Source organism: Martelella sp. AMO21009, from assembly GCF_053484295.1.
On the sequence record NZ_JBAKFR010000016.1, the window covers coordinates 89,029 to 106,558 of the forward strand.

Here is a 17,530-nt window from a genome sequence, read left to right on the forward strand (position 1 = left end):
CATCATTTCTCGGAACATCGTCCAGTCCGTTCAGTTGGGCGGGCGAACCACATGCCAGGAAAGGACAAGATCATGACTGGACGACTGGACGGAAAGATCGCCCTGATCACCGGAGCCGGTACAGGGATCGGGGAAGCCATCGCACACAAATTCGCCAGGGAGGGCGCGAGGTTGCTGCTTGCCGGCCTGCCCGGCGATCCGATCGATGACGTCGCCGCCGCCATCCGCGACAAGGGCGGCGAGGCGGAAACCTTCCCCGGCGACCTTGGCGACCATGGGGTTGCCGAAACCTGTGTCGCGGAAGCCATCAAGCGGTATGACCGTCTCGACATCCTGATCAACAATGCGGGGGTGTTTCTCGAGGCCGCTGAGTGCCAGGACTACTCCGTCGAAAACTTCGACCGCACCATAACCGACAACGTCCGCTCGGTATTCCTGATGACCAAATACGCGCTTCCGCATCTGCAGGAGACGCACGGCGTCGTGATATCCGCCGGTTCGGAAGCCGGAGAGGTCGGCGAAGCGAACAACACGCCCTACGGCGGGACCAAGGGTTTCGTGCACGCCTTCATGCGCGGCGTCGCGTTCGAGCAGGGCAAATACGGCGTGCGGGCGAACTGCGTGTGCCCGGGACCGGTGGACACGGCCTGGACCCATACCAATACCGGTCCGATGAACGATCAGATGGAGAAGATGACGCTCGCCGGCACCGTGCTCGGACGCCGGGGCACGCCGGAGGAAATTGCGAATGTCTACGCCTTCATCGCTTCGGACGAGGCGTCAAACGTCACCGGCGCGCTATGGTATGTCGATGGCGGCACGACGATCGCCAAGGGCGGCCCCGGCCAGATGGTTCCGGACGAACTGAAAGCCGAGCCCGAGACGGATCTCGATCTCGGGCACAGCCGCGACGGTATGAAGGGCAAGGACGCCGTCAGCAAAATCTGAGGTCGTCGCCTCCGGCCTCCCGGGCCGGAGGTTTCCTTGCTTCATTCAGGGGTAGCCGAAACCACCGGGCCGCTGCCCCTTGCACTCAGTTCCTGCCGGAGCCCGGTTCGGCCATCTTGCGGTGCTGGGCCGCCAGCCTTTCGCTCGACACCATGCCGGAAGCGGCGGCCATGGCCTTGTTTTTCCAGCCCGCGACGACATCGCCCTCCCCTGCCCTCATCGCGTCGTAACCGGCCCTGGCGACCTTTTCCGGATCGTCCTTGTCGCCCTGCCCGATCGCGGTATCGGTAAGCCCGGCGCGTTCGAAGAACGCGGTATCGGTGGCGCCCGGCATTAGGCAGGTGACGGTCACGCCCGTGTCTTTCAGCTCCTCGCGCAGCGCAAAGGAGAAGGAATTCACGAAAGCCTTGGTGCCGTTATAGACCGCCTGGAAGCTTCCGGGCGTCAGCCCGGCAATCGAGCCGGTGAACAGAATCCGGCCCTCACCGCGTTCGCGCATTTGCCGGCCGAGTTCATGGACCAGCGTGATCGTGCCGCTGATATTGGTATCGACGACCTGTTGCGCGTCCTCCAGCGCCTGATCGAGGAAGCCGTGGCCGAGACCGCGTCCGGCATTGGCCATCAGCAACCCGACCGGGTTCCCGGTCTGCTCGATCGCATGGGCGAAGCGGGCGACACCCTCCCGCGTTGCCAGATCGACCTCCGCGGCATAGACCTTGACGCCCATTGCCGTCAGCTTGTCGGCGGCGGCCTGGATCTCTGGCTCGTTCGCCGCGATCGCAAGGTCGTAGCCGTCTTCCGCCGCGCATTTTGCCAGCTCGAAACCGATGCCCGACGATGCGCCGGTAATGACGGCAAGCTCATTCTTCTGATCATTGCTCATGGTTTCATGATGGCCTTGATGCAGCCATCCTCCTTGTTGCGGAACGTTTTGTAGAGCTCGGGCCCATCCTCCAGCGACGCCGTGTGGGTGATGACGAAGGACGGATCGATTTCGCCGCGCTCGATGAGGTCCATCAGCTTCGGCAGGTAACGCTGCACCGGGGTCTGCGCCATCTTGAAGGTTAGGCCGCGATTGATGGCGGAGCCCATCGGCACCTTGTCCAGAAAGCCGCCATAGACGCCGACAATCGAGACCGTTCCGAAATTGCGGCAGCAATGGATCGCCTGCCGCAGGACGTGCGGACGGTCGGTGCCCATGAAGGTCGCGACCTTGATCCGATCCCAGCGCGAGTCCCAGCTAGCCGAGGCATCGGCCTCTGTTCCGACAGCGTCGATACAGGCGTCGGCGCCGCGGCCGCGGGTCAGTTCCATGATACGGTCGTAGACGTCGTCCTCCCGGAAATCGATCGTCTCCGCGCCGCCTTTTCGGGCGAGCTCCAGTCGCTCGGGCACGGTGTCGATGGCGATAACGCGTTCGGCGCCGAGAAGGAAAGCCGAGCGGATGGCCATCTGGCCGACCGGCCCGCAGCCCCAGATCGCAATAGTGTCGCCACGCTGAATGTCGCAGTTCTCGGCCGCCATGTAGCCGGTCGGGAAAATGTCGGAGAGAAACAGGACCTGTTCGTCCGTCAGTCCCTCCGGCACCTTCACCGGGCCGACATCGGCAAAGGGGACGCGCAGAAATTCCGCCTGGCCGCCGCTATAGCCGCCGAGCAGGTGCGAATAGCCGAAGAGGCCGCCGGGGGAATTGCCCCAGAGCTTGCTGACCTTGTCCCTGTCGGGGTTCGAGCGTTCGCAGCCGGAGAAATATCCGCGTTTGCAGAAGAAGCATTCGCCGCAGGCGATCGTGAAGGGAACGACCACCCGGTCGCCGACCTTGAGATTGCTGTTGTCGCGGCCGACTTCCACGACCTCGCCCATCGCCTCGTGGCCGATGACGTCGCCATGGTGCATTTCCGGGATCGTGCCCTCGTAGATATGGAGGTCCGAGCCGCAGATGGCACAGGCCGTGACCTTGATGATTGCATCGCGGCCATCCTCGATCTCGGGATCGGGCACGGCTTCGCAGCGGATATCGTGTTTTCCTTGCCAACGCAGAGCTTTCATTGGGCGTCCTCCTGTTGGGGCCCCGGTTGCCGCGCGCTCGCCGCGCGGCCTTCCCGGTCGATCCCTGGTTGAGCGCCTAACTGAAGTCATCCCGTTTGGTTCCGGAATCTTCCGGTCGTTTGGACGACGGTGCGAACAATCCGCCGTTTCAATCGTTTGGGCACAGAATGACGGCGGTGTGACCGCCGCACCAACAAAGGAGACGGCAGAGATGAAAGCGATCCGCAACCACGATTTCGGGACGCCCGAGGTTCTGAAGCTCGAGCAGGTCGAGCGGCCGGAGCCGGCCGCTGGCGAGGTTTTGGTCAAGGTGCTTGCCGCGAGCGTCAATCCGGTAGACTGGAAGATCCGTTCCGGCGATTACGGCGCCGTTGGCGAGGACAGGCTGCCGATGATCCTTGGCCGCGATATCTGCGGAGACGTCGAGGCGCTTGGCGAAGGGGTCGGACACATCGCGGTCGGCGACCGCGTGTTCGCCTTCCTCGACATGGGCCGCGGCGGCTATGCCGAGTATGTGGCGGTGCCAGCAGAGCATCTCGCCGCCGTGCCGCAATCGCTGAGCGCCGAGGAAGCCGCGGCCGTTCCGCTTGCAGGCCTCACCGCTTGGCAGGGTCTCATCGATCACGGCGGGCTTCAGGAGGGCCAGCGCGTCCTCGTCCATGGCGGCGGCGGTGGCGTCGGTCATCTTGCCGTTCAGATCGCAAAGGCGAAGGGCGCCTGGGTGGCGACGACGGTCTCGCCCGAAGACATGGAATTCGCCCGCAAGCTCGGCGCCGATCAGGTGATCGACTACAAATCGGAAATCTTCGAGGACGTCCTCGATCCGGTCGATCTCGTGTTCGACCTGATCGGCGGCGAAACGCGCATGCGTTCGTTTGAGGTGCTGAAGGAAGGCGGCATCATGGTCTCCACGCTTGGCGAGCCCGACCGGGAAACCGCCTCGAAATTCAAGGTCCGCACCGCCGGCTACATGGCCAAACCCAACGGCGGCCAGCTCGCCGAGATCGCCGAACTCGTCGAGCGGCGCAAGCTGCGGATTTCCGTTCAGAACACCTTTCAGCTTTCCGAAGCGGCGAAGGCCCAGGCGGTTCTGGAAAACCAGCATACGCAGGGCAAGGTGGTACTGAGCGTGGCCTGAGAAATATCGGCGCCGACGCCCGCTCAAGGGGTGTCGGCGTCGCCCGTGGCGCTCGGCGGCACGTCTTCGATGGGCGGATGCCGGGTCGGCGCTTCGACCGGCGCTGCGTTGAACCGATAGACACCGACCACCGCCAGCAGCATCAGAACCGCCACCACGAGGGCCAGAGTAAGCGGGGAGAGACCGTTCTTGAACATGATTTATCCAATCCATAGCGCGTGTTTCGGCATTGGATGCCGTTTCATTGCTCATCAAACTTGAAGGACCTGCGAATGTTCCTGTTTCAGCGCGAAGCGCATAAATCGTCGCGACCGTCTGAAGGCGGTAATGGCAGGGCGAGGCTCGGATCCTTCCCATGTTCACTGGGGCGAGGACATCTTCGGTGAAAGACCAAATGGACGATGAGGTCTACATTCTGGAACAGGCGGGCCTTGTCTATGTCAGCGACCGGGACCCCGGCATCTCGCGCGAACGCCGCGGCCGCGGCTTCAGCTACAGGATGCCGGATGGCGCTCTGGTGCGCGACAAGGCAATGCGTCGGCGGTTGGATGCACTGGCGATCCCGCCCGCCCATGAACGCGTCTGGATCTGCATTCGACCTGATGGCCACCTTCAGGCGACCGGTTACGATGCGCGCGGGCGCAAGCAATATCGCTATCATCCGGACTGGCGGGCGCTTCGGGAGGAAAAGAAGTATGACCAACTCGTCGATTTCGCGGCGGTCCTGCCGCGGATCCGCCGACGCGCCCGCACCGATGCCGAACAGCTCGATGATCTTCCCCGCGCCGTTCTCGGCGCGATGACCATGCTTCTCGACGCCGCCCACCTAAGAATAGGCAACCGTTCCTATCTCGAGGAAAACGGCACCTACGGCGCCTCGACCCTTCTCAAGCGGCATGTGCGCTTCGGCGATCACCTGGAGCTGGAGTTTGCCGGAAAGGGCGGACGGCGGGCGCGCCGCCGGCTTCAGGCCCCGCGCCTGCAGCGTGTCCTGGAGCGGATCGCGGACCTGCCCGGTCGCCAGCTCTTCGGCTGGCGGGAGGAGGACGGCACGCCGCGGTCCGTCGATTCCGGACAGCTGAACGCCTATCTCGCCGAAATTGCCGGCGCGCCGTTCTCGGCAAAGACCTTCCGCACCTGGGGCGGGACCGTCGCCGCCTTCGACGTGGCGCAACAGGATATCCGCAACGGCGAGACGCCGCTCATCAAGACCATGTCGGAAGCTGCCGCGAGCGAGCTTTCCAACACGCCGACCATCTGCCGCAACAGCTACATCCATCCCGCCGTGCTGGCGCTTTCCAATGACGCTGCGGAGCGCCGCCTGCTGATGCGCCAGGCGGCGCGTCCGGCAAAACCGATCAACGGTCTGCGCGTATCCGAAAGCCGCCTCACCGCCTTTCTGAAAGGCGCGCGGCGGCTTTCGTAGGTCTCGGCGCTAGATAGCGGCGCCAATGCCCAGCAGCGCGAGCACGAGCAGGATCAGGAAGATCGCGATCGCGATGAAGAACAGGATTTTCGCGATTTTGGCGGCGGCGGCTGATACGCCGGTAAAGCCGAAAAAGCCGGCCACCAATGAGATGACCAGAAAAATCAGTGCCCATTTCAGCATTTAATACTCCCTCGATCGTTGAAACTCAGGTCCGGCTCTGGCCGCGAGGCAGGCTCGCGGTCGTCCGGCGGTCGGGCCTCATGCCCGCGAAACGAATTTGTTGAACCGGCTCGTCTCGCCGTCGCTTGTCTCTTCCTGATAGAGAAAGGCGAGGTTGTTCTCCTCGAACAGACGAAAGAATTCATCCCAGTCGACGGGTTTCAGATTGTCGTCCGGTTCGGCGAAATCGATCCGCAGAATGCCGCCTTCATCGCCGGCGGGCACAATGCTGGGTCGCCCGTTCCGGTTTTCAACCCAGCGGCGAATCTCGTCGTGGTTCGTGGTGGTTTTTGATTGGGTCATGATGTGCTCCTTTCAAAAAGCGTTCAGCGCAGCAGCCCCTGGCCGCCATCCACCCAGACCGGCGTGCCGGTGACGTGCCTGGCCTTTTCTGAGATCAGGAAAGCGATGACGGCTGCAACATCTTCGCTGCGGCCGGGCGCGCCGCCCGTCAGCGGTATGTTGCCTTCGGGCCATTCGCTTTCGATGCCGCTCTTGTCGGCACGGCGGATATTGGTGTTGTCGTCGATCTCGGTGTCGATGGCCCCGGGGCAGACGGCGTTGATGCGGATCGATGACTTTCCCAGCTCGGGCGCCAGTTGCTGGACCATGGCAAGCTGCGCGGCCTTGGTGGCGGTGTAGGCGGTGGCGCCGGGCGAGGAAAAGGTGCGCGTGCCGTTGATCGAGGAGACCACGACGATCGACCCGCCGCCGGCCGCCCTCAGGTGCGGTACGCTCGCGCGGATCGTCAGAAACGTGCCGCGCAGATTGATGGCGATGGTGTGGTCGAACTCCTTCGGCTCCAGTTCGTCGATCGGAGCCCAGACGCCGTTAACGCCCGCATTGGCGACGACGGCGTCAAGCCGGCCGTGTTTCGAAACCAGTTCGTCCACGGCCGCGGCCATCTCCTTTTCATGGGCCACGTCGGCGGAAAGCTCCATCGCCGTGCCGCCATTGGCTTCGATTTCCACTACCGTTTTGCGGTTCTCCTCCGGCGTGTGGCCAAGGACGCCGACGACATAGCCATCGGCCGCCAACGCCAGTGCCGCAGCCTTGCCAATGCCGGAACCGGCTCCGGTGACCAGCGCTACTGAATTTACCATGGGTCGTTCTCCTGTTGTTTTGTCCGGCCCTGGAACGCCGGGGAAGTCGCGGCCATTGCCTGCGGCCCTAACCGACGCGTCGCGGTATTGGTTCCCGAAAAAGCGTGGGAGAGATCGGCGAAGCGGCTTTCCCCTCGGAACAAACTCCGGACTGACCGGTTGGGGCGCAAACCCGTTTCCAGAAAGAAAGGCGGTAAAATGTCCCTATCCAACCTTCTGTGGCTGTTTGCGGTGGCCGCCGGCCCGGTGCTTCTTGGCCTCGCCTTTGCTTACGGCATTGCCCGCCAGCGCCGTCTTACCAACGCAGAACAAAAACGAAGCGACGAGGCCACTCGAGAGCTCTTCGACTCCGATGACGCCGATAGCGCCGACGAAACGGGGCGTGCGGAGCCCCGGCGGCTCTAACCGGTGTGCGGCGCCGGCTCCGCGGCGAAGTAGCGCTCAGACCTTTCGACAAGAAAGACCTCGGGCTCCGGGTTCTCAAGGATGGAGAAACCAGCGCTTCTGAGCATGGCTTCCACGGCCGCCTTGTTGGGGATGAACCAGTTGGTCGGATCGTCGGCGTAGCGTTGTTCGACGAAGTGGAGTTTCGGAAAGTCCGGCCAATCGAACAGCGCCTGCTCGTCGAAGGAGTAGTTTTCCGCAAGCTCCGCCGTTTGCTGGCTGCCGCGCTGCAGCGACTGGAACAGCATCTTGTCGCCTACCACCGTTTCATGGAGCAGATCGAGCGCCAGAAGCGGGTGACGTAGGTGGTAGAACACGCCCATGAACAGCACTAGGTCGAAGGTCTCATTGAGTTGGCGCAGATCGTAGACCGACATCTGGCGGTATTCGATGTCGACGCCGTATTGTTCAGCGGCATAGCGAGCCTGCGCCAGATAGCGTTCGTCGGAATCGATGCCGAGCACGCGCCCTGCATTGCGACGCTTCATCTCCAGTGCGTAGAAGCCGGCATTGCAGCCGATATCGAGGACGCTGCGGCCCTCCAGATCGTCGGGAAGCACGTGGCTGAAGCCGGCCCACTTCATCGACGGAAAGTCGCCGAGGAAATGGTCGGGCGCCGTATCTATGCCGTTGATCCGCAGATTGTGGAACCATGGCCCGAGCGCCGCAATATCGGCTTCAGTCTTGTTGCGATCGATTGTCGTCATCGTGTTCCTCCTTGTCATGATCAGACCGCTGAGGATGCGGTCGCCCACGCCTCGACGCGCCGTCCCTTCAGGCTGGCGAGCGCCGCGATCAGTTCCTCCGCTCGGGCGCGGCCGGTGTGGTCCGCCATCACGCGCCGGCGCGCCGCATCGGCGATTTCGGCCAGGCGCCTGTCATCGGTTTCGGTGAGTGCCGCGACAACGGCATCGCTGTCGGGGGCGAGAAGGATCGCTTCGCCGTCCGGCAGCAGTTCCTCAAGGCCGGGCCAGATATCGCTGATTACGGGCGTTCCGCAGGCGGCGGCCTCAAACAGCCGCACGCTCGGCGACCAGCCGGCACGGACCATATCCTGGCGGGTGACGTTCAGGGTAAAACGCTGGCGGCTGTAGAAATCGGCATGCTCGGCCGGCGGCACGTGTTCGATCCGCTCCACATTGTCCGGCCACTCGATCGAGGCAGGATACTGTGCGCCGGCGACGACGAATTTCTTCTCCGGCAGTCTACGCGCCGGTTCGATCAGCAGGCGTTCAAGCACCGGTTGGCGGTCATCGCTATAGGTGCCGAGATAGCCGAGATCCCATTGCTGTGGCGCGCCTGTCGGCCGATAGAGATCGGGATCGACCGAGCAGTAGAGCGCCTCGGCGCGGTGCGCGCGGTAATCGGTTTCCAGACGCTCCAGATTGGCGCCGCCCGAGAAGGAGAAATAGATGTCGAACAGCGGCACCTGGTCGCGGCTGATGTATTCCTCATTGTCCTCCTGAAGACGCCGCAGTGTCACCGGCGTGTCGATGTCGTAGAAGCACAGCCGTTCGGGTTGCAGGGCGGCGACCGCCGCGATCACTTCCGCCCCGTGTGGCACGTAGGAGCCGATGATGACCGCATCGGCCCGCCGGATCGCGTGGCCATGACGGTCGACGAGGTCCTGGGGCGTGTCGAAATAGTCGAGCTCGCAGAAATCGGGATGGGGCATATCCCGGTTGGCCGAAAACCACGGGCGCTCGCATTCCAGGAACAGGGTCCTGTGGCCGAGCGCACGGGCGCCGCGCAGCAGCGAGCGGAAGGTCGTGGCATGGCCATTGCCCCAGGATGAGGAGAGCGTCATGCCGATGACGACGATGGTCATGGGCGTATCGGTTGCGGGGTTGGTCATGCGGCGTTTTCCTTTGCCTTGAAGTGGTCGCGAAAGGCGCGATCGACGATTTCGGCGCGGTCGGCATAGGTGTGGTCGCGCAGCACCCGCTGCATCGCCGCCCTGCCGATCGCGCGTGCGCGGTCATGGTCAAGGCCGGCCAGCAGATCGGCAACGTCGCGGCCGTCGCGCGCCACCAGTATTTCCGCGTCCGGCTCCAGGAACGTCTCGATCCCTTTCCAGTCGTCGGTGATCAGGCAGGCGCCCGCGCCGGCGGCCTCGAACACCCGCGTCGCCGGTGAAAAGCCGGTTTCGGCCATGCTGGCGCGGGCAATGTTGAGCACCGCCATGGGCGTGACATTGAAGGTGTTGTGATCGCCTGTCGGCACATGGCCAATGGCCCGCACGTTCGACGGCATCGCCTTCGATTCCCAACCGGAGCCGCCGAGGATAAATTTCCTGTCCGGAAGGCTCTCCGCCGGTTCCAGCAGAAAGTCTTCCACGCGCGCCTCGCGATCGGGCAGCCGGTTGCCGAGAAAGCCGAGGTCAGCCTCGAAACGCGGGTCTGGCGGAACGGGATGATGGGTATCGGGATCGAGCGCGTTATAGACCGGCAGGCAGGCGCGCGCGCCGAGCCCGCGATAGGCGTCGACCACCGGGTCGCCACCGCCATAGGTGCAGACCATGTCGAGCGCCGGAAGCGATTTCCTGAGCGGATGGTCGGGCGCTGCAGCGAGCTCGGCAAGCGTCGCTGGCGCGTCGACGTCCCAGAATATCTTCAGCGCGTCCTTGCGGACCGAAAACAGGAGCGCCTCAAGCAGGGCCTCGTCCATAAAGCCGACGCCGCTTGCCTTGATCACCACATCAGCCGCGCTTGCCTTTGCCGCGGCCTCGCGCATGGCGGACAGCGTTCCGGAATAGACGACGACATGGCACCAGTCCGGCGGTTCGATGTCGCGGTGCGCCTGCCGGTCCAAAACATCGGGCTCGTAGAAGGTGATATCGTGGCCAAGACCGGCAAGCGCCTTCAACAGGCCCCGGTAATAGGTCGCCGCGCCGTTCCAGTAGGACGACAGCAGGCTTGATCCGTAAAATGCGATCTTCATCTGGAAACTGCTCCTTCCGCGATCGCCGGCTGATTGCCGCCGATCTGCTCGATAATGGTGAGAAGTTCGTCGACGCGATGTTCGCAGGTGTGACGCGCCCTGATGGTTTCGTATCCGGATTTGACGAGCGACGTCGCAAGGTCCGGATCCAAGAGGACGGCGCGGAGCTGGCTGCGCATCTTGTCTCCGCTTTCCGCCTGCAGGTAATCCGTTCCCGGCCGGAACAACCCCTCCGCGTCGCGCCACGGCGCGCAGATCAGCGGTATGCCGCTTGCAAGCGCCTCGAACACGCGAATGGTAGGGATTCCCGGAAGAGATTCGACATAGGGCCGGCGCGGGATATGCACCGTGACCCGGTGACGCGCGAAGGCGAGCGGCACATCGGCATTGGCGATCCAGCCGCGATAGTCGATCCGGGTCTTTGCCAGCGCCTCCAGCGCTTTAGGCGGGTAACGCACGCCATGCACGGTTCCGGTGAGGCCAAGCGCGCGCGCCGGTTCGATCAGATATTCGTTGAGCTCATTCGACCGCTCGCCGTCGCCCCAGTTGCCGATCCAGACGAGATCGCGCGACGGGTCTTCGTCCGGCAAAGGGTGGAACAGCGCTGTGTCAGCCGCCTCGTGCCAGACAAAGACGCGGCTGCCCCAGCCGGCCTTCAGGTATCGCTCCTTCAAGGTCGCGCCAAAGGCAAGCACGCCGTCATAGCCGTCGAGATCGAGGCTGGCGATTTCGGTCTCGGCCGAGACGGCGCGGTGATGGGTATCGTGAAACAGCAGGAGGAACTTGCCCCCTTGCCGCCGCAGCCTTCCGAGCTTTGCGACCAGCGCCGGATCGGTCCATTCGTGAACCACCACGACATCGGCATCGCCGATCAGCGCTTCGTGGTCAGCATCATCGTCGTAAGTCTCGCTTTGATGATGCGGAAAGTGATCGTGAAAGCGGGCGAGCGCCGCCGGCCCCTGATCCGCAAGCAGATTATCGCGGCTCCAGCTCTCCCCCTCCTCAAGCGCCAGTGCCGTATGACCGCGCCGCATGAGCGCGCGCATGACGCCGCGCAGAAAATGGGCGTTGCCGTGGTTCCAGTCGGAGACAAGCGAATGGGTGTAGAAAATAAAGCGCATATTACCTCACCGTCCGGCCAGCTACGGCCGTGCTCAGGAGTTCCCGGTAGAGCGCCGTCATGGCGGCGGCCTGCGATTGCGGTGCGAAGTGAAGGCTTCGGTCCATCGCCCGGCTGGCGATCTGCTGCCGCAGAGGGGGATTGCCTGCCAGATGATTGATCGCATGGGCGAAGGCCTGCGGCTCGTGCGGATCAGCGAAGACCGCCGCGCCGTCCCATAGTTCGCGGTAGGTGGGGATGTCGGCGAGCACCAGCGCCGCGCCTGAACCCGCCGCTTCGAGCGCCGCGAGCCCGAAAGGCTCATAGAGCGACGGCGAGGCGAAAATCGCGGCCTGCGCCATCAGCGCCATGGTCTCGTCGTAAGGCAGCGGGCCGCGATTGATCGCATGTTCGATCCCGGTTTCGCTGCCATCGGGGCCACGAGCGCTGCCGGCAAGCACCACCGGCCACCAGACGCTGCGGGCTGCCTCATCCAGCGTCCGCGCATTCTTGGCTTCGTCCCACCACCGCCCGGCGGCGAAGACGAAGTTCTGCTTCGGCGCCGGGGCCGGCGCGGCGCAGAGTGCATTATGAACAATCTTCAGGGCAACAATCTCGCCATAGGTTCTGAACAGCGCGGCGGCATGACTTCCGCTCGGCGCGACCACGGCGTCGGCATTGTCGAAACCGGTGCGGTTGAGGCGCCTGTGCCAGGCGAGCATGTCGTTTTCCTCGCCCGCCCGCATCGCCTCGAACCATGTCGGCAGGCAGGAATGGCTGACCGCCACGACCGGCACATCGACCTCGAGACTGGCAGCCTGCGTCGGCAGGTTGACCTGAACGATATGGGCGTCGAACGCCTCGCAGGCCTCGGCGATCGCCTTCGGAACATCGGCCAATTCGTGCCCGTCAGTCACCATCCAGTCCAGCGGCATGTCGAACCAGCGCAACCGGCCGATGCGTTCGGCCTCGGCAACCTGCTCGGGCTGAGGCGCGGGTCCAAAGCCGGCGAAGCAAATTTCAACCCCGTTTTTCTTCAGCTGTTCGCCGAGCGCCATCGCATAGCGCCAGAGACCGCCGACCGCGTCGACCGTCATCAGTACCCGCAGCGGTTCGTCGTTCCCGTGCTGCGCAACGTTCGCCCTTTGGCCGGCCGCGCCATCGCGCTGGACCCAGACATCTCTCGGATCCTGTTTCATCCCGCGGCCCTCCGGCGCTGTTCACGGTCACCGCCGGAAAGCCGGTTTTCACGAAGCCAATCGGCGAGCGCGCGGATGCCCCGCCGCCATTCCGTCTGCGTCTGCCAGCCGGTTTCCTCGGTCAGCCTGCGGGTGTCGGCAACGAAATAGAGCTGATCGCCCTCGCGCCAGCCCTCATGACGCACATCGACCGGATGACCGACGATGCGGCCGATTTCGCGCAGCAACTGGAGAAGGCTCACAGCGTTTTGCGGTCCGCCGCCAAGGTTGAAGACCCGTCCCGGCATCTTTTCGATCCGCGACAGGAGCAAACGATAGGCGCGGACCGCATCGCCGATTTCTAGAATGTCGCGAACCTGCTTGCCATCGCCGAAGATGGTGATCGGCTCGCCGGAAAGCGCCTTCAGCAGAAAATGCGCGACCCAGCCCTGATCCTCGGTTCCGAACTGCCGCTCGCCGTAGATGCAGCTCATTCGCAGCACGCCGGTCGGAATGCCGTGGCTGCGCGCATAGTCTAGCACGTACTGATCCGCCGCACCCTTCGAGCAGCCATAGGGTGTGTGAAAATCCAGCGGCCGGGTTTCCGCCACGCCGTGGTGGCGCAGGATTTCGTCCAGCGGGGTGTAGCGGTCTTCCTCTTCGGCAAGGCTGATGTCCTCAAGGCTGCCATAGACCTTGTTGGTCGAGGAAAAGATCACCGGGGTGCGTCGGCCCGACCTGCGAACGGCTTCCAGAACATTGATGGTGCCGCGCGCGTTGATCTCGAAATCGTCGAGCGGATGGGCGAGGCTCGTCGTCACCGCCGTCTGTCCGGCGAAGTGAAACACCGCACTCGCGTCCGCAAACGCGTTTTCGATTGCCGGCAAGTCGCGCACATCTGCCAGGAACGGATGGGCGCGGTCGCCGTGCCGATCTTTCAGCCAGTGCAGGTTCTGGTCCACCCCCAGCCGGCCCAGATTGTCGAGGATCACCACATCTTCACCATCCGAAAGCAGGCTGTCGGCAAGATTGGCGCCGATGAAACCGCAGCCCCCTGTAATCACCACGGGGCGGATGCCCTCATTGATGGCGGGCGCAGGAAGATCGGCAAACTCGGCAAGGCGTTGCGGACCGCCTTCCGTCAGCAGCCTCGCCAGCAATTTCGGGCGGTTGGAGCGATCGACGACGCCGAGATGGTAGTGCCGCGGGTCGAACCAGTGCCCCTCCTGCACGGCGACGTCTCCCGGGATGTCGCGCCAGCCATACCAGTAGAGCCTGTCGGCGCTGGATTTCATGGTGTCGACGAAATGGCGGACCTGCTCGAGTTCGCCGTTGCGCCATGTGGAATAGCCGGCCTCGGTGATCCAGATCGCCGCGTCTTGATTGTAGCGCTCGACGACGTTGCGCATCTCGCCCATATGATGGTCCCAGCCGGCCCAGGTATTCTCCTCGCTCTCCCAGGTGCCGGGAAAACCGTGAAAGCCGACGGCATCAACAACGCCCAGCACGCCGCGCTCGCCCATCAGGTTCAGCCAATAGGGATCAAACGGGCTCGGGCCACCAAGGACGGTTTTCCAACCGCGTTTCTGCGCCCAGTAGGCCGCGCCGCCCACCATTTCGCAAAACATCTGGAAGTCGGTGTCGAGCCGCCAGTCCCAGTCGAGCAGGTTGTTTGGCTCGTTCCATAGTTCGATATGCTCGAAGTGGCGGCCATAGCGGGTCAGCACATGATCGACGAAATCGGCATAGGCTTTGAGATCATGAGGCGGGCCGGAGGTCTTGCCGGTGCGCGACATCGACGGCGGCGTATAATGAATGCAGGGCAGTAGGTCGATCGCCGGGCCGATTTTCGGGATCAGCCAGTCGAACCATTCCTCTCCGCCCGGAGCGAGGTACTCCGCCCAGGAAACATGGGTGCGCAGGAAGCTTGCGCCGGAGTCGAGCAGGCCCGGAAGGGTCTCCTCCGTCCACTCATATTCACCCGGCCGGAACCATTCGACAAATCCGTAGGGTTTCTGGTGAAAGGGACGCCCGCTCACGATACCAGCCCCCGCGATTCGAGTTCATGCCGCATCTGGCCGGCATTGTCGACAACCGCCTCGCCGCGGACCCAGGCCGTGAATTCGTCAAGCCCGTCTTCAAGGAAGCCTTCGGGGGCAAAGCCGAGCAGGGATTGCGCCTTGGAAATATCCGCGAAGCAGTTGCGGATGTCGCCCTTGCGCACCTTGCCGAGGATCTCCGGCCGGATATCGGGCCGATCCATCGCTTCTGCCAGCAGTGTGGCGACATCGGCGACGCGGTAGGCGCGGCCGCTGCCGATATTGATGACTTCGCCGCCAATGCCGGGCGTTTCAAGCGCGAGACGAAACGCGGTGGCCACATCGCCGACATGGACGAAGTCGCGGCGCTGTTCGCCGTCCTCGAAGATCAGCGGCGCTTCTCCGGTGGCAAGGCGCGAAGCGAAATTCGCCAGAACGCCGGTATAGGGGTTGGAAAGCGCCTGCCCCATGCCGAACACGTTGAACAGCCTGAGAGCGACAGTCTCGACGCCGTAAGCCTCGCCGAAGATCAACGCCTGGCGTTCCTGGGCGTATTTCGTCAGCGCGTAGATCGAGGCGAGATCAACCGGCTTGGTCTCGTCGGTGGCGACCGGCCGCAGCGCTTCGCCGTCCTCAGCGCGCACTTCCCAGTCGCCCATCGCAATGTCGCCGGGCTTGCGCCGCGCGGTTGAGACATGTTTGCCCTCGCGATCCTCGTAGCGGCCTTCGCCATAGACGCTCATCGAGGAGGCGATTACCAGCTTGTTGATGTTCCGGCCGATCATGGCCTCCAGCAACACGGCCGTTCCGAGATCATTGGCGCCGACATAGCGCGCGATCTCATACATCGATTGACCGACCCCCACCTCTGCGGCGAGATGAATGACGCCGTCGACATCCTCAAGCGCCTCATCGAGCGCCGCGCGGTCGCGGATATCCGCGCGGACAAGTTCGGTCGCGTCATCAACAGTTACGGGACCGCCTTGATGAACCTGATCAATCAGGGCGTCATAGATTTTGACCTGATAGCCATGGTTGACGAGTTCGTGGGAGACATGCCGGCCGATGAAACCCGATCCACCGGTTACAAGAATTTTCGTCATGGTTCACCTGCTGAAATGTTTTGATGCTTTTGGGTTTGAAATCGGGCTCCCAACTGCAAAGGCGGGTAATTGTTCCTGATGTATTTCGAACAGCTGAAAAGGCCGGGGTTCTTCTTCTGGAACATTCGGGAAATCGCGCGGTTTGAAGAGCGCTTCGCCGCCGCTCCCGGCGCCAGGAGAAACCGCAAACCTCGGAGAAGAAGGCATGAACATCAGCCAGACAACAACGAGCCTCACCGCCACCAGGCCGGCCACGACAAAGCCGCGTGTCGGTTTTCTGGGCACCGGCTGGATCGGCCAAAACCGGCTGAAAGCGATCGCGAACACGAAGCTGGTGGAAATCGCGGCGGTGGCCGATGCCAATGATAAAACGCTTGAGCAAGCGCATAAGCTTGCGCCGACGGGCATTGCGTGCAGCTCGCTTGACGAGCTTCTTGCCTGCGATCTCGATGCCGTGGTGATCGCCACGCCGAGCGCCAGCCATGCGCGCGAGGCTATTGCAGTGCTTGAGGCCGGCAAGGCAGCCTTCGTCCAAAAGCCGCTCGGACGGACAGCGGCCGAGACCGCCGACGTGATTACGACCGCGGAGCGGAACGACCGGCTTCTCGGCGTGGATTTTTCCTACCGCGCCACGGAAGGGTTGGAGGCGATAAGGCGGATGATCGCAGGCGGCGAACTCGGCCGCGTCTTTGCCGTCGACCTTGTCTTCCACAATGCTTACGGCCCGGACAAAGCCTGGTACTATGACCGGTCGCTTTCCGGGGGCGGCTGCGTCATCGATCTCGGCGTCCACCTCGTCGACACCGCGCTCTGGTGCCTTGGCTTTCCTGACGTGAGCTCCGTTCAGGGCCGGCTGTTCCGGAACGGGGTTGCTCTCGCAAGAGGCTCGGACGAGGTTGAAGACTCCGCCATCGCCGATATTGACCTTGCCGGCGAAGCGCGGGTCTCGCTGTCCTGCTCATGGAATGCCCATGCCGGAAAGGATGCCGAGATTTCCGCTCGGTTTCATGGCAGCGACGGCTCGGCTCTCTGGCGAAACATCGATGGCTCCTTCTTCGATTTCGCCACCGAGCGGCATCAGGGCACCAACCGTGCGATTGTCGGTGAAGAGCGCAGCGATTGGTCCGGAGGCATGGCCAGTTGCTTCGCCCGGCGCTTATCGCAGGGCTACGGCTTTGATCCGGACATTCGTCATGCGCTCGCCGTCGCTGACGTGCTGGACAGGATCTACGGCAGGTCTTGAGGTTTGGCGGCCTGGTTTGAACGGAGGTCGCACCAGGCTTTCGTCAGCAAGTGCGGGCCGGGAACCGCTCAGTCAGCGCCGAAAAGATCGCGGGTGAAGACCTTCTCCGTCACATCGCAGATTTCGCCCGTCATCCTGTTGGCAAGGATCAGGCCGGCTTCGCTTTTGAACGCTTCCAGATCCCGGAGCACGGGAGAATTGAAGTAGGCGCTGCTCTGCAGCGTTGGCTCATAGATGAGAACCGGTATGCCCTTGGCCTTGATCCGCTTCATGATGCCCTGAACGGAGGACTGGCGGAAATTGTCGGAGCCCGCCTTCATCACCAGCCGGTAGATGCCGACCGACTTCGGCTTCAGCGCGATGATGCGCTCGGCGATGAAATCCTTGCGGGTGGTGTTGGCGTCAACGATGGCGCGGATAAGGTTCTGCGGCACCTCCGAATAATTGGCCAGAAGCTGCCTTGTGTCCTTCGGAAGGCAGTAGCCGCCATAGCCGAAGGAGGGATTGTTGTAATGGTCGCCGATGCGTGGATCGAGGCCGATCCCCTCGATGATCTGCCGCGAATCCATGCCGTGGGTGACGGCATAGCTGTCGAGCT

Annotated in this window: 18 protein-coding genes and 1 pseudogene; 5 read left to right on the forward strand and 14 right to left on the reverse strand. The window is 63.2% G+C overall.

Features of this window, described 5'->3' with window-relative positions:
* Positions 1 to 72 precede the first annotated feature (72 nt).
* Positions 73 to 948 carry an SDR family NAD(P)-dependent oxidoreductase gene (locus V6766_RS16765; protein WP_448468388.1) on the forward strand — a complete coding sequence of 292 codons (876 nt, stop codon included), beginning with the start codon at positions 73 to 75 and terminating at the stop codon, positions 946 to 948.
* Between the two features lie 85 nt (positions 949 to 1,033).
* On the opposite strand, the gene V6766_RS16770 is transcribed toward V6766_RS16765, so the two are convergent.
* Both V6766_RS16770 and V6766_RS16775 read right to left on the reverse strand, forming a co-directional pair.
* Positions 1,034 to 1,831 (reverse strand): SDR family NAD(P)-dependent oxidoreductase, encoded by a 798-nt coding sequence (locus V6766_RS16770; RefSeq protein ID WP_448468390.1) that lies wholly within the window; start codon positions 1,829 to 1,831, stop codon positions 1,034 to 1,036.
* Positions 1,828 to 2,997, reverse strand: coding sequence for a zinc-dependent alcohol dehydrogenase (locus tag V6766_RS16775; protein WP_448468392.1), 1,170 nt, complete (start codon positions 2,995 to 2,997; stop codon positions 1,828 to 1,830). The genes V6766_RS16770 and V6766_RS16775 overlap by 4 nt, the downstream gene beginning before the upstream one ends.
* A 211-nt stretch (positions 2,998 to 3,208) precedes the next feature.
* Between V6766_RS16775 and V6766_RS16780 the strand changes: the two genes are divergently transcribed.
* A complete protein-coding gene (locus tag V6766_RS16780; RefSeq protein WP_448468394.1) occupies positions 3,209 to 4,135 on the forward strand; it encodes an NADP-dependent oxidoreductase in 927 nt (308 codons plus the stop codon).
* Positions 4,136 to 4,158: 23 nt separating this feature from the next.
* Here the strand turns inward: V6766_RS16780 and V6766_RS16785 are convergent, their stop codons facing one another.
* Positions 4,159 to 4,332 (reverse strand): hypothetical protein, encoded by a 174-nt coding sequence (locus tag V6766_RS16785; protein ID WP_200337644.1) that lies wholly within the window; start codon positions 4,330 to 4,332, stop codon positions 4,159 to 4,161.
* 197 nt (positions 4,333 to 4,529) lie between these two features.
* Between V6766_RS16785 and V6766_RS16790 the strand changes: the two genes are divergently transcribed.
* On the forward strand, positions 4,530 to 5,561 hold the full coding sequence (locus V6766_RS16790) for a DNA topoisomerase IB (protein WP_448468420.1): 1,032 nt from the start codon (positions 4,530 to 4,532) through the stop codon (positions 5,559 to 5,561).
* 9 nt (positions 5,562 to 5,570) lie between these two features.
* Here the strand turns inward: V6766_RS16790 and V6766_RS16795 are convergent, their stop codons facing one another.
* The 3 genes from V6766_RS16795 to V6766_RS16805 all read right to left on the reverse strand — a co-directional run bounded on the left by V6766_RS16795 (position 5,571) and on the right by V6766_RS16805 (position 6,886).
* Positions 5,571 to 5,744 (reverse strand): DUF1328 domain-containing protein, encoded by a 174-nt coding sequence (locus V6766_RS16795; RefSeq protein ID WP_200337643.1) that lies wholly within the window; start codon positions 5,742 to 5,744, stop codon positions 5,571 to 5,573.
* Positions 5,745 to 5,822: 78 nt separating this feature from the next.
* A complete protein-coding gene (locus V6766_RS16800) occupies positions 5,823 to 6,086 on the reverse strand; it encodes a hypothetical protein (protein ID WP_448468396.1) in 264 nt (87 codons plus the stop codon).
* A gap of 23 nt (positions 6,087 to 6,109) precedes the next feature.
* The gene (locus tag V6766_RS16805) at positions 6,110 to 6,886 is read right to left on the reverse strand and encodes an SDR family oxidoreductase (protein WP_448468398.1); all 777 of its coding nucleotides are present in this window, start codon (positions 6,884 to 6,886) and stop codon (positions 6,110 to 6,112) included.
* Between the two features lie 198 nt (positions 6,887 to 7,084).
* On the opposite strand from V6766_RS16805, the gene V6766_RS16810 reads away from it, so the two are divergent.
* The gene (locus V6766_RS16810) at positions 7,085 to 7,291 is read left to right on the forward strand and encodes a hypothetical protein (protein ID WP_448468400.1); all 207 of its coding nucleotides are present in this window, start codon (positions 7,085 to 7,087) and stop codon (positions 7,289 to 7,291) included.
* Here the strand turns inward: V6766_RS16810 and V6766_RS16815 are convergent.
* The 7 genes from V6766_RS16815 to V6766_RS16845 are packed head-to-tail and all read right to left on the reverse strand — an operon-like array spanning position 7,288 to position 15,689.
* A complete protein-coding gene (locus V6766_RS16815; RefSeq protein WP_448468402.1) occupies positions 7,288 to 8,037 on the reverse strand; it encodes a TIGR04290 family methyltransferase in 750 nt (249 codons plus the stop codon). The two genes, V6766_RS16810 and V6766_RS16815, sit on opposite strands and share 4 nt — an antisense overlap.
* A gap of 20 nt (positions 8,038 to 8,057) precedes the next feature.
* Positions 8,058 to 9,185, reverse strand: a complete 1,128-nt coding sequence (locus V6766_RS16820) for a CgeB family protein (RefSeq protein ID WP_448468404.1) — start codon at positions 9,183 to 9,185, stop codon at positions 8,058 to 8,060.
* Positions 9,182 to 10,270: a CgeB family protein gene (locus tag V6766_RS16825; RefSeq protein WP_448468406.1), complete on the reverse strand. Its 1,089-nt coding sequence runs from the start codon at positions 10,268 to 10,270 to the stop codon at positions 9,182 to 9,184. The genes V6766_RS16820 and V6766_RS16825 overlap by 4 nt, the downstream gene beginning before the upstream one ends.
* A complete protein-coding gene (locus V6766_RS16830; RefSeq protein ID WP_448468408.1) occupies positions 10,267 to 11,391 on the reverse strand; it encodes a CgeB family protein in 1,125 nt (374 codons plus the stop codon). Before V6766_RS16830 ends, V6766_RS16825 begins: the two co-directional genes overlap by 4 nt.
* Before the next feature lies 1 nt (position 11,392).
* Positions 11,393 to 12,568, reverse strand: coding sequence for a glycosyltransferase family 4 protein (locus V6766_RS16835; protein ID WP_448468410.1), 1,176 nt, complete (start codon positions 12,566 to 12,568; stop codon positions 11,393 to 11,395).
* Positions 12,565 to 14,586 (reverse strand): NAD-dependent epimerase/dehydratase family protein, encoded by a 2,022-nt coding sequence (locus V6766_RS16840; protein WP_448468412.1) that lies wholly within the window; start codon positions 14,584 to 14,586, stop codon positions 12,565 to 12,567. Before V6766_RS16840 ends, V6766_RS16835 begins: the two co-directional genes overlap by 4 nt.
* A complete protein-coding gene (locus V6766_RS16845; RefSeq protein ID WP_448468414.1) occupies positions 14,583 to 15,689 on the reverse strand; it encodes an NAD-dependent epimerase/dehydratase family protein in 1,107 nt (368 codons plus the stop codon). Before V6766_RS16845 ends, V6766_RS16840 begins: the two co-directional genes overlap by 4 nt.
* Positions 15,690 to 15,894: 205 nt before the next feature.
* Between V6766_RS16845 and V6766_RS16850 the strand changes: the two genes are divergently transcribed.
* A complete protein-coding gene (locus V6766_RS16850; protein WP_448468416.1) occupies positions 15,895 to 16,932 on the forward strand; it encodes a Gfo/Idh/MocA family protein in 1,038 nt (345 codons plus the stop codon).
* 68 nt (positions 16,933 to 17,000) lie between these two features.
* On the opposite strand, the pseudogene V6766_RS16855 reads toward V6766_RS16850, so the two are convergent.
* Positions 17,001 to 17,530 (reverse strand): annotated as a pseudogene (locus V6766_RS16855) (UDP-glucose 6-dehydrogenase); the annotation flags it as partial.

Coding starts and splice junctions, on each gene's coding strand:
- V6766_RS16765 (WP_448468388.1), top strand. CDS start 73: ATGACTGGACGACTGGACGGAAAGATCGCCCTGATCACCGGAGCCGGT.
- V6766_RS16770 (WP_448468390.1), bottom strand. CDS start 1,831: ATGAGCAATGATCAGAAGAATGAGCTTGCCGTCATTACCGGCGCATCG.
- V6766_RS16775 (WP_448468392.1), bottom strand. CDS start 2,997: ATGAAAGCTCTGCGTTGGCAAGGAAAACACGATATCCGCTGCGAAGCC.
- V6766_RS16780 (WP_448468394.1), top strand. CDS start 3,209: ATGAAAGCGATCCGCAACCACGATTTCGGGACGCCCGAGGTTCTGAAG.
- V6766_RS16785 (WP_200337644.1), bottom strand. CDS start 4,332: ATGTTCAAGAACGGTCTCTCCCCGCTTACTCTGGCCCTCGTGGTGGCG.
- V6766_RS16790 (WP_448468420.1), top strand. CDS start 4,530: ATGGACGATGAGGTCTACATTCTGGAACAGGCGGGCCTTGTCTATGTC.
- V6766_RS16795 (WP_200337643.1), bottom strand. CDS start 5,744: ATGCTGAAATGGGCACTGATTTTTCTGGTCATCTCATTGGTGGCCGGC.
- V6766_RS16800 (WP_448468396.1), bottom strand. CDS start 6,086: ATGACCCAATCAAAAACCACCACGAACCACGACGAGATTCGCCGCTGG.
- V6766_RS16805 (WP_448468398.1), bottom strand. CDS start 6,886: ATGGTAAATTCAGTAGCGCTGGTCACCGGAGCCGGTTCCGGCATTGGC.
- V6766_RS16810 (WP_448468400.1), top strand. CDS start 7,085: ATGTCCCTATCCAACCTTCTGTGGCTGTTTGCGGTGGCCGCCGGCCCG.
- V6766_RS16815 (WP_448468402.1), bottom strand. CDS start 8,037: ATGACGACAATCGATCGCAACAAGACTGAAGCCGATATTGCGGCGCTC.
- V6766_RS16820 (WP_448468404.1), bottom strand. CDS start 9,185: ATGACCAACCCCGCAACCGATACGCCCATGACCATCGTCGTCATCGGC.
- V6766_RS16825 (WP_448468406.1), bottom strand. CDS start 10,270: ATGAAGATCGCATTTTACGGATCAAGCCTGCTGTCGTCCTACTGGAAC.
- V6766_RS16830 (WP_448468408.1), bottom strand. CDS start 11,391: ATGCGCTTTATTTTCTACACCCATTCGCTTGTCTCCGACTGGAACCAC.
- V6766_RS16835 (WP_448468410.1), bottom strand. CDS start 12,568: ATGAAACAGGATCCGAGAGATGTCTGGGTCCAGCGCGATGGCGCGGCC.
- V6766_RS16845 (WP_448468414.1), bottom strand. CDS start 15,689: ATGACGAAAATTCTTGTAACCGGTGGATCGGGTTTCATCGGCCGGCAT.
- V6766_RS16850 (WP_448468416.1), top strand. CDS start 15,895: ATGAACATCAGCCAGACAACAACGAGCCTCACCGCCACCAGGCCGGCC.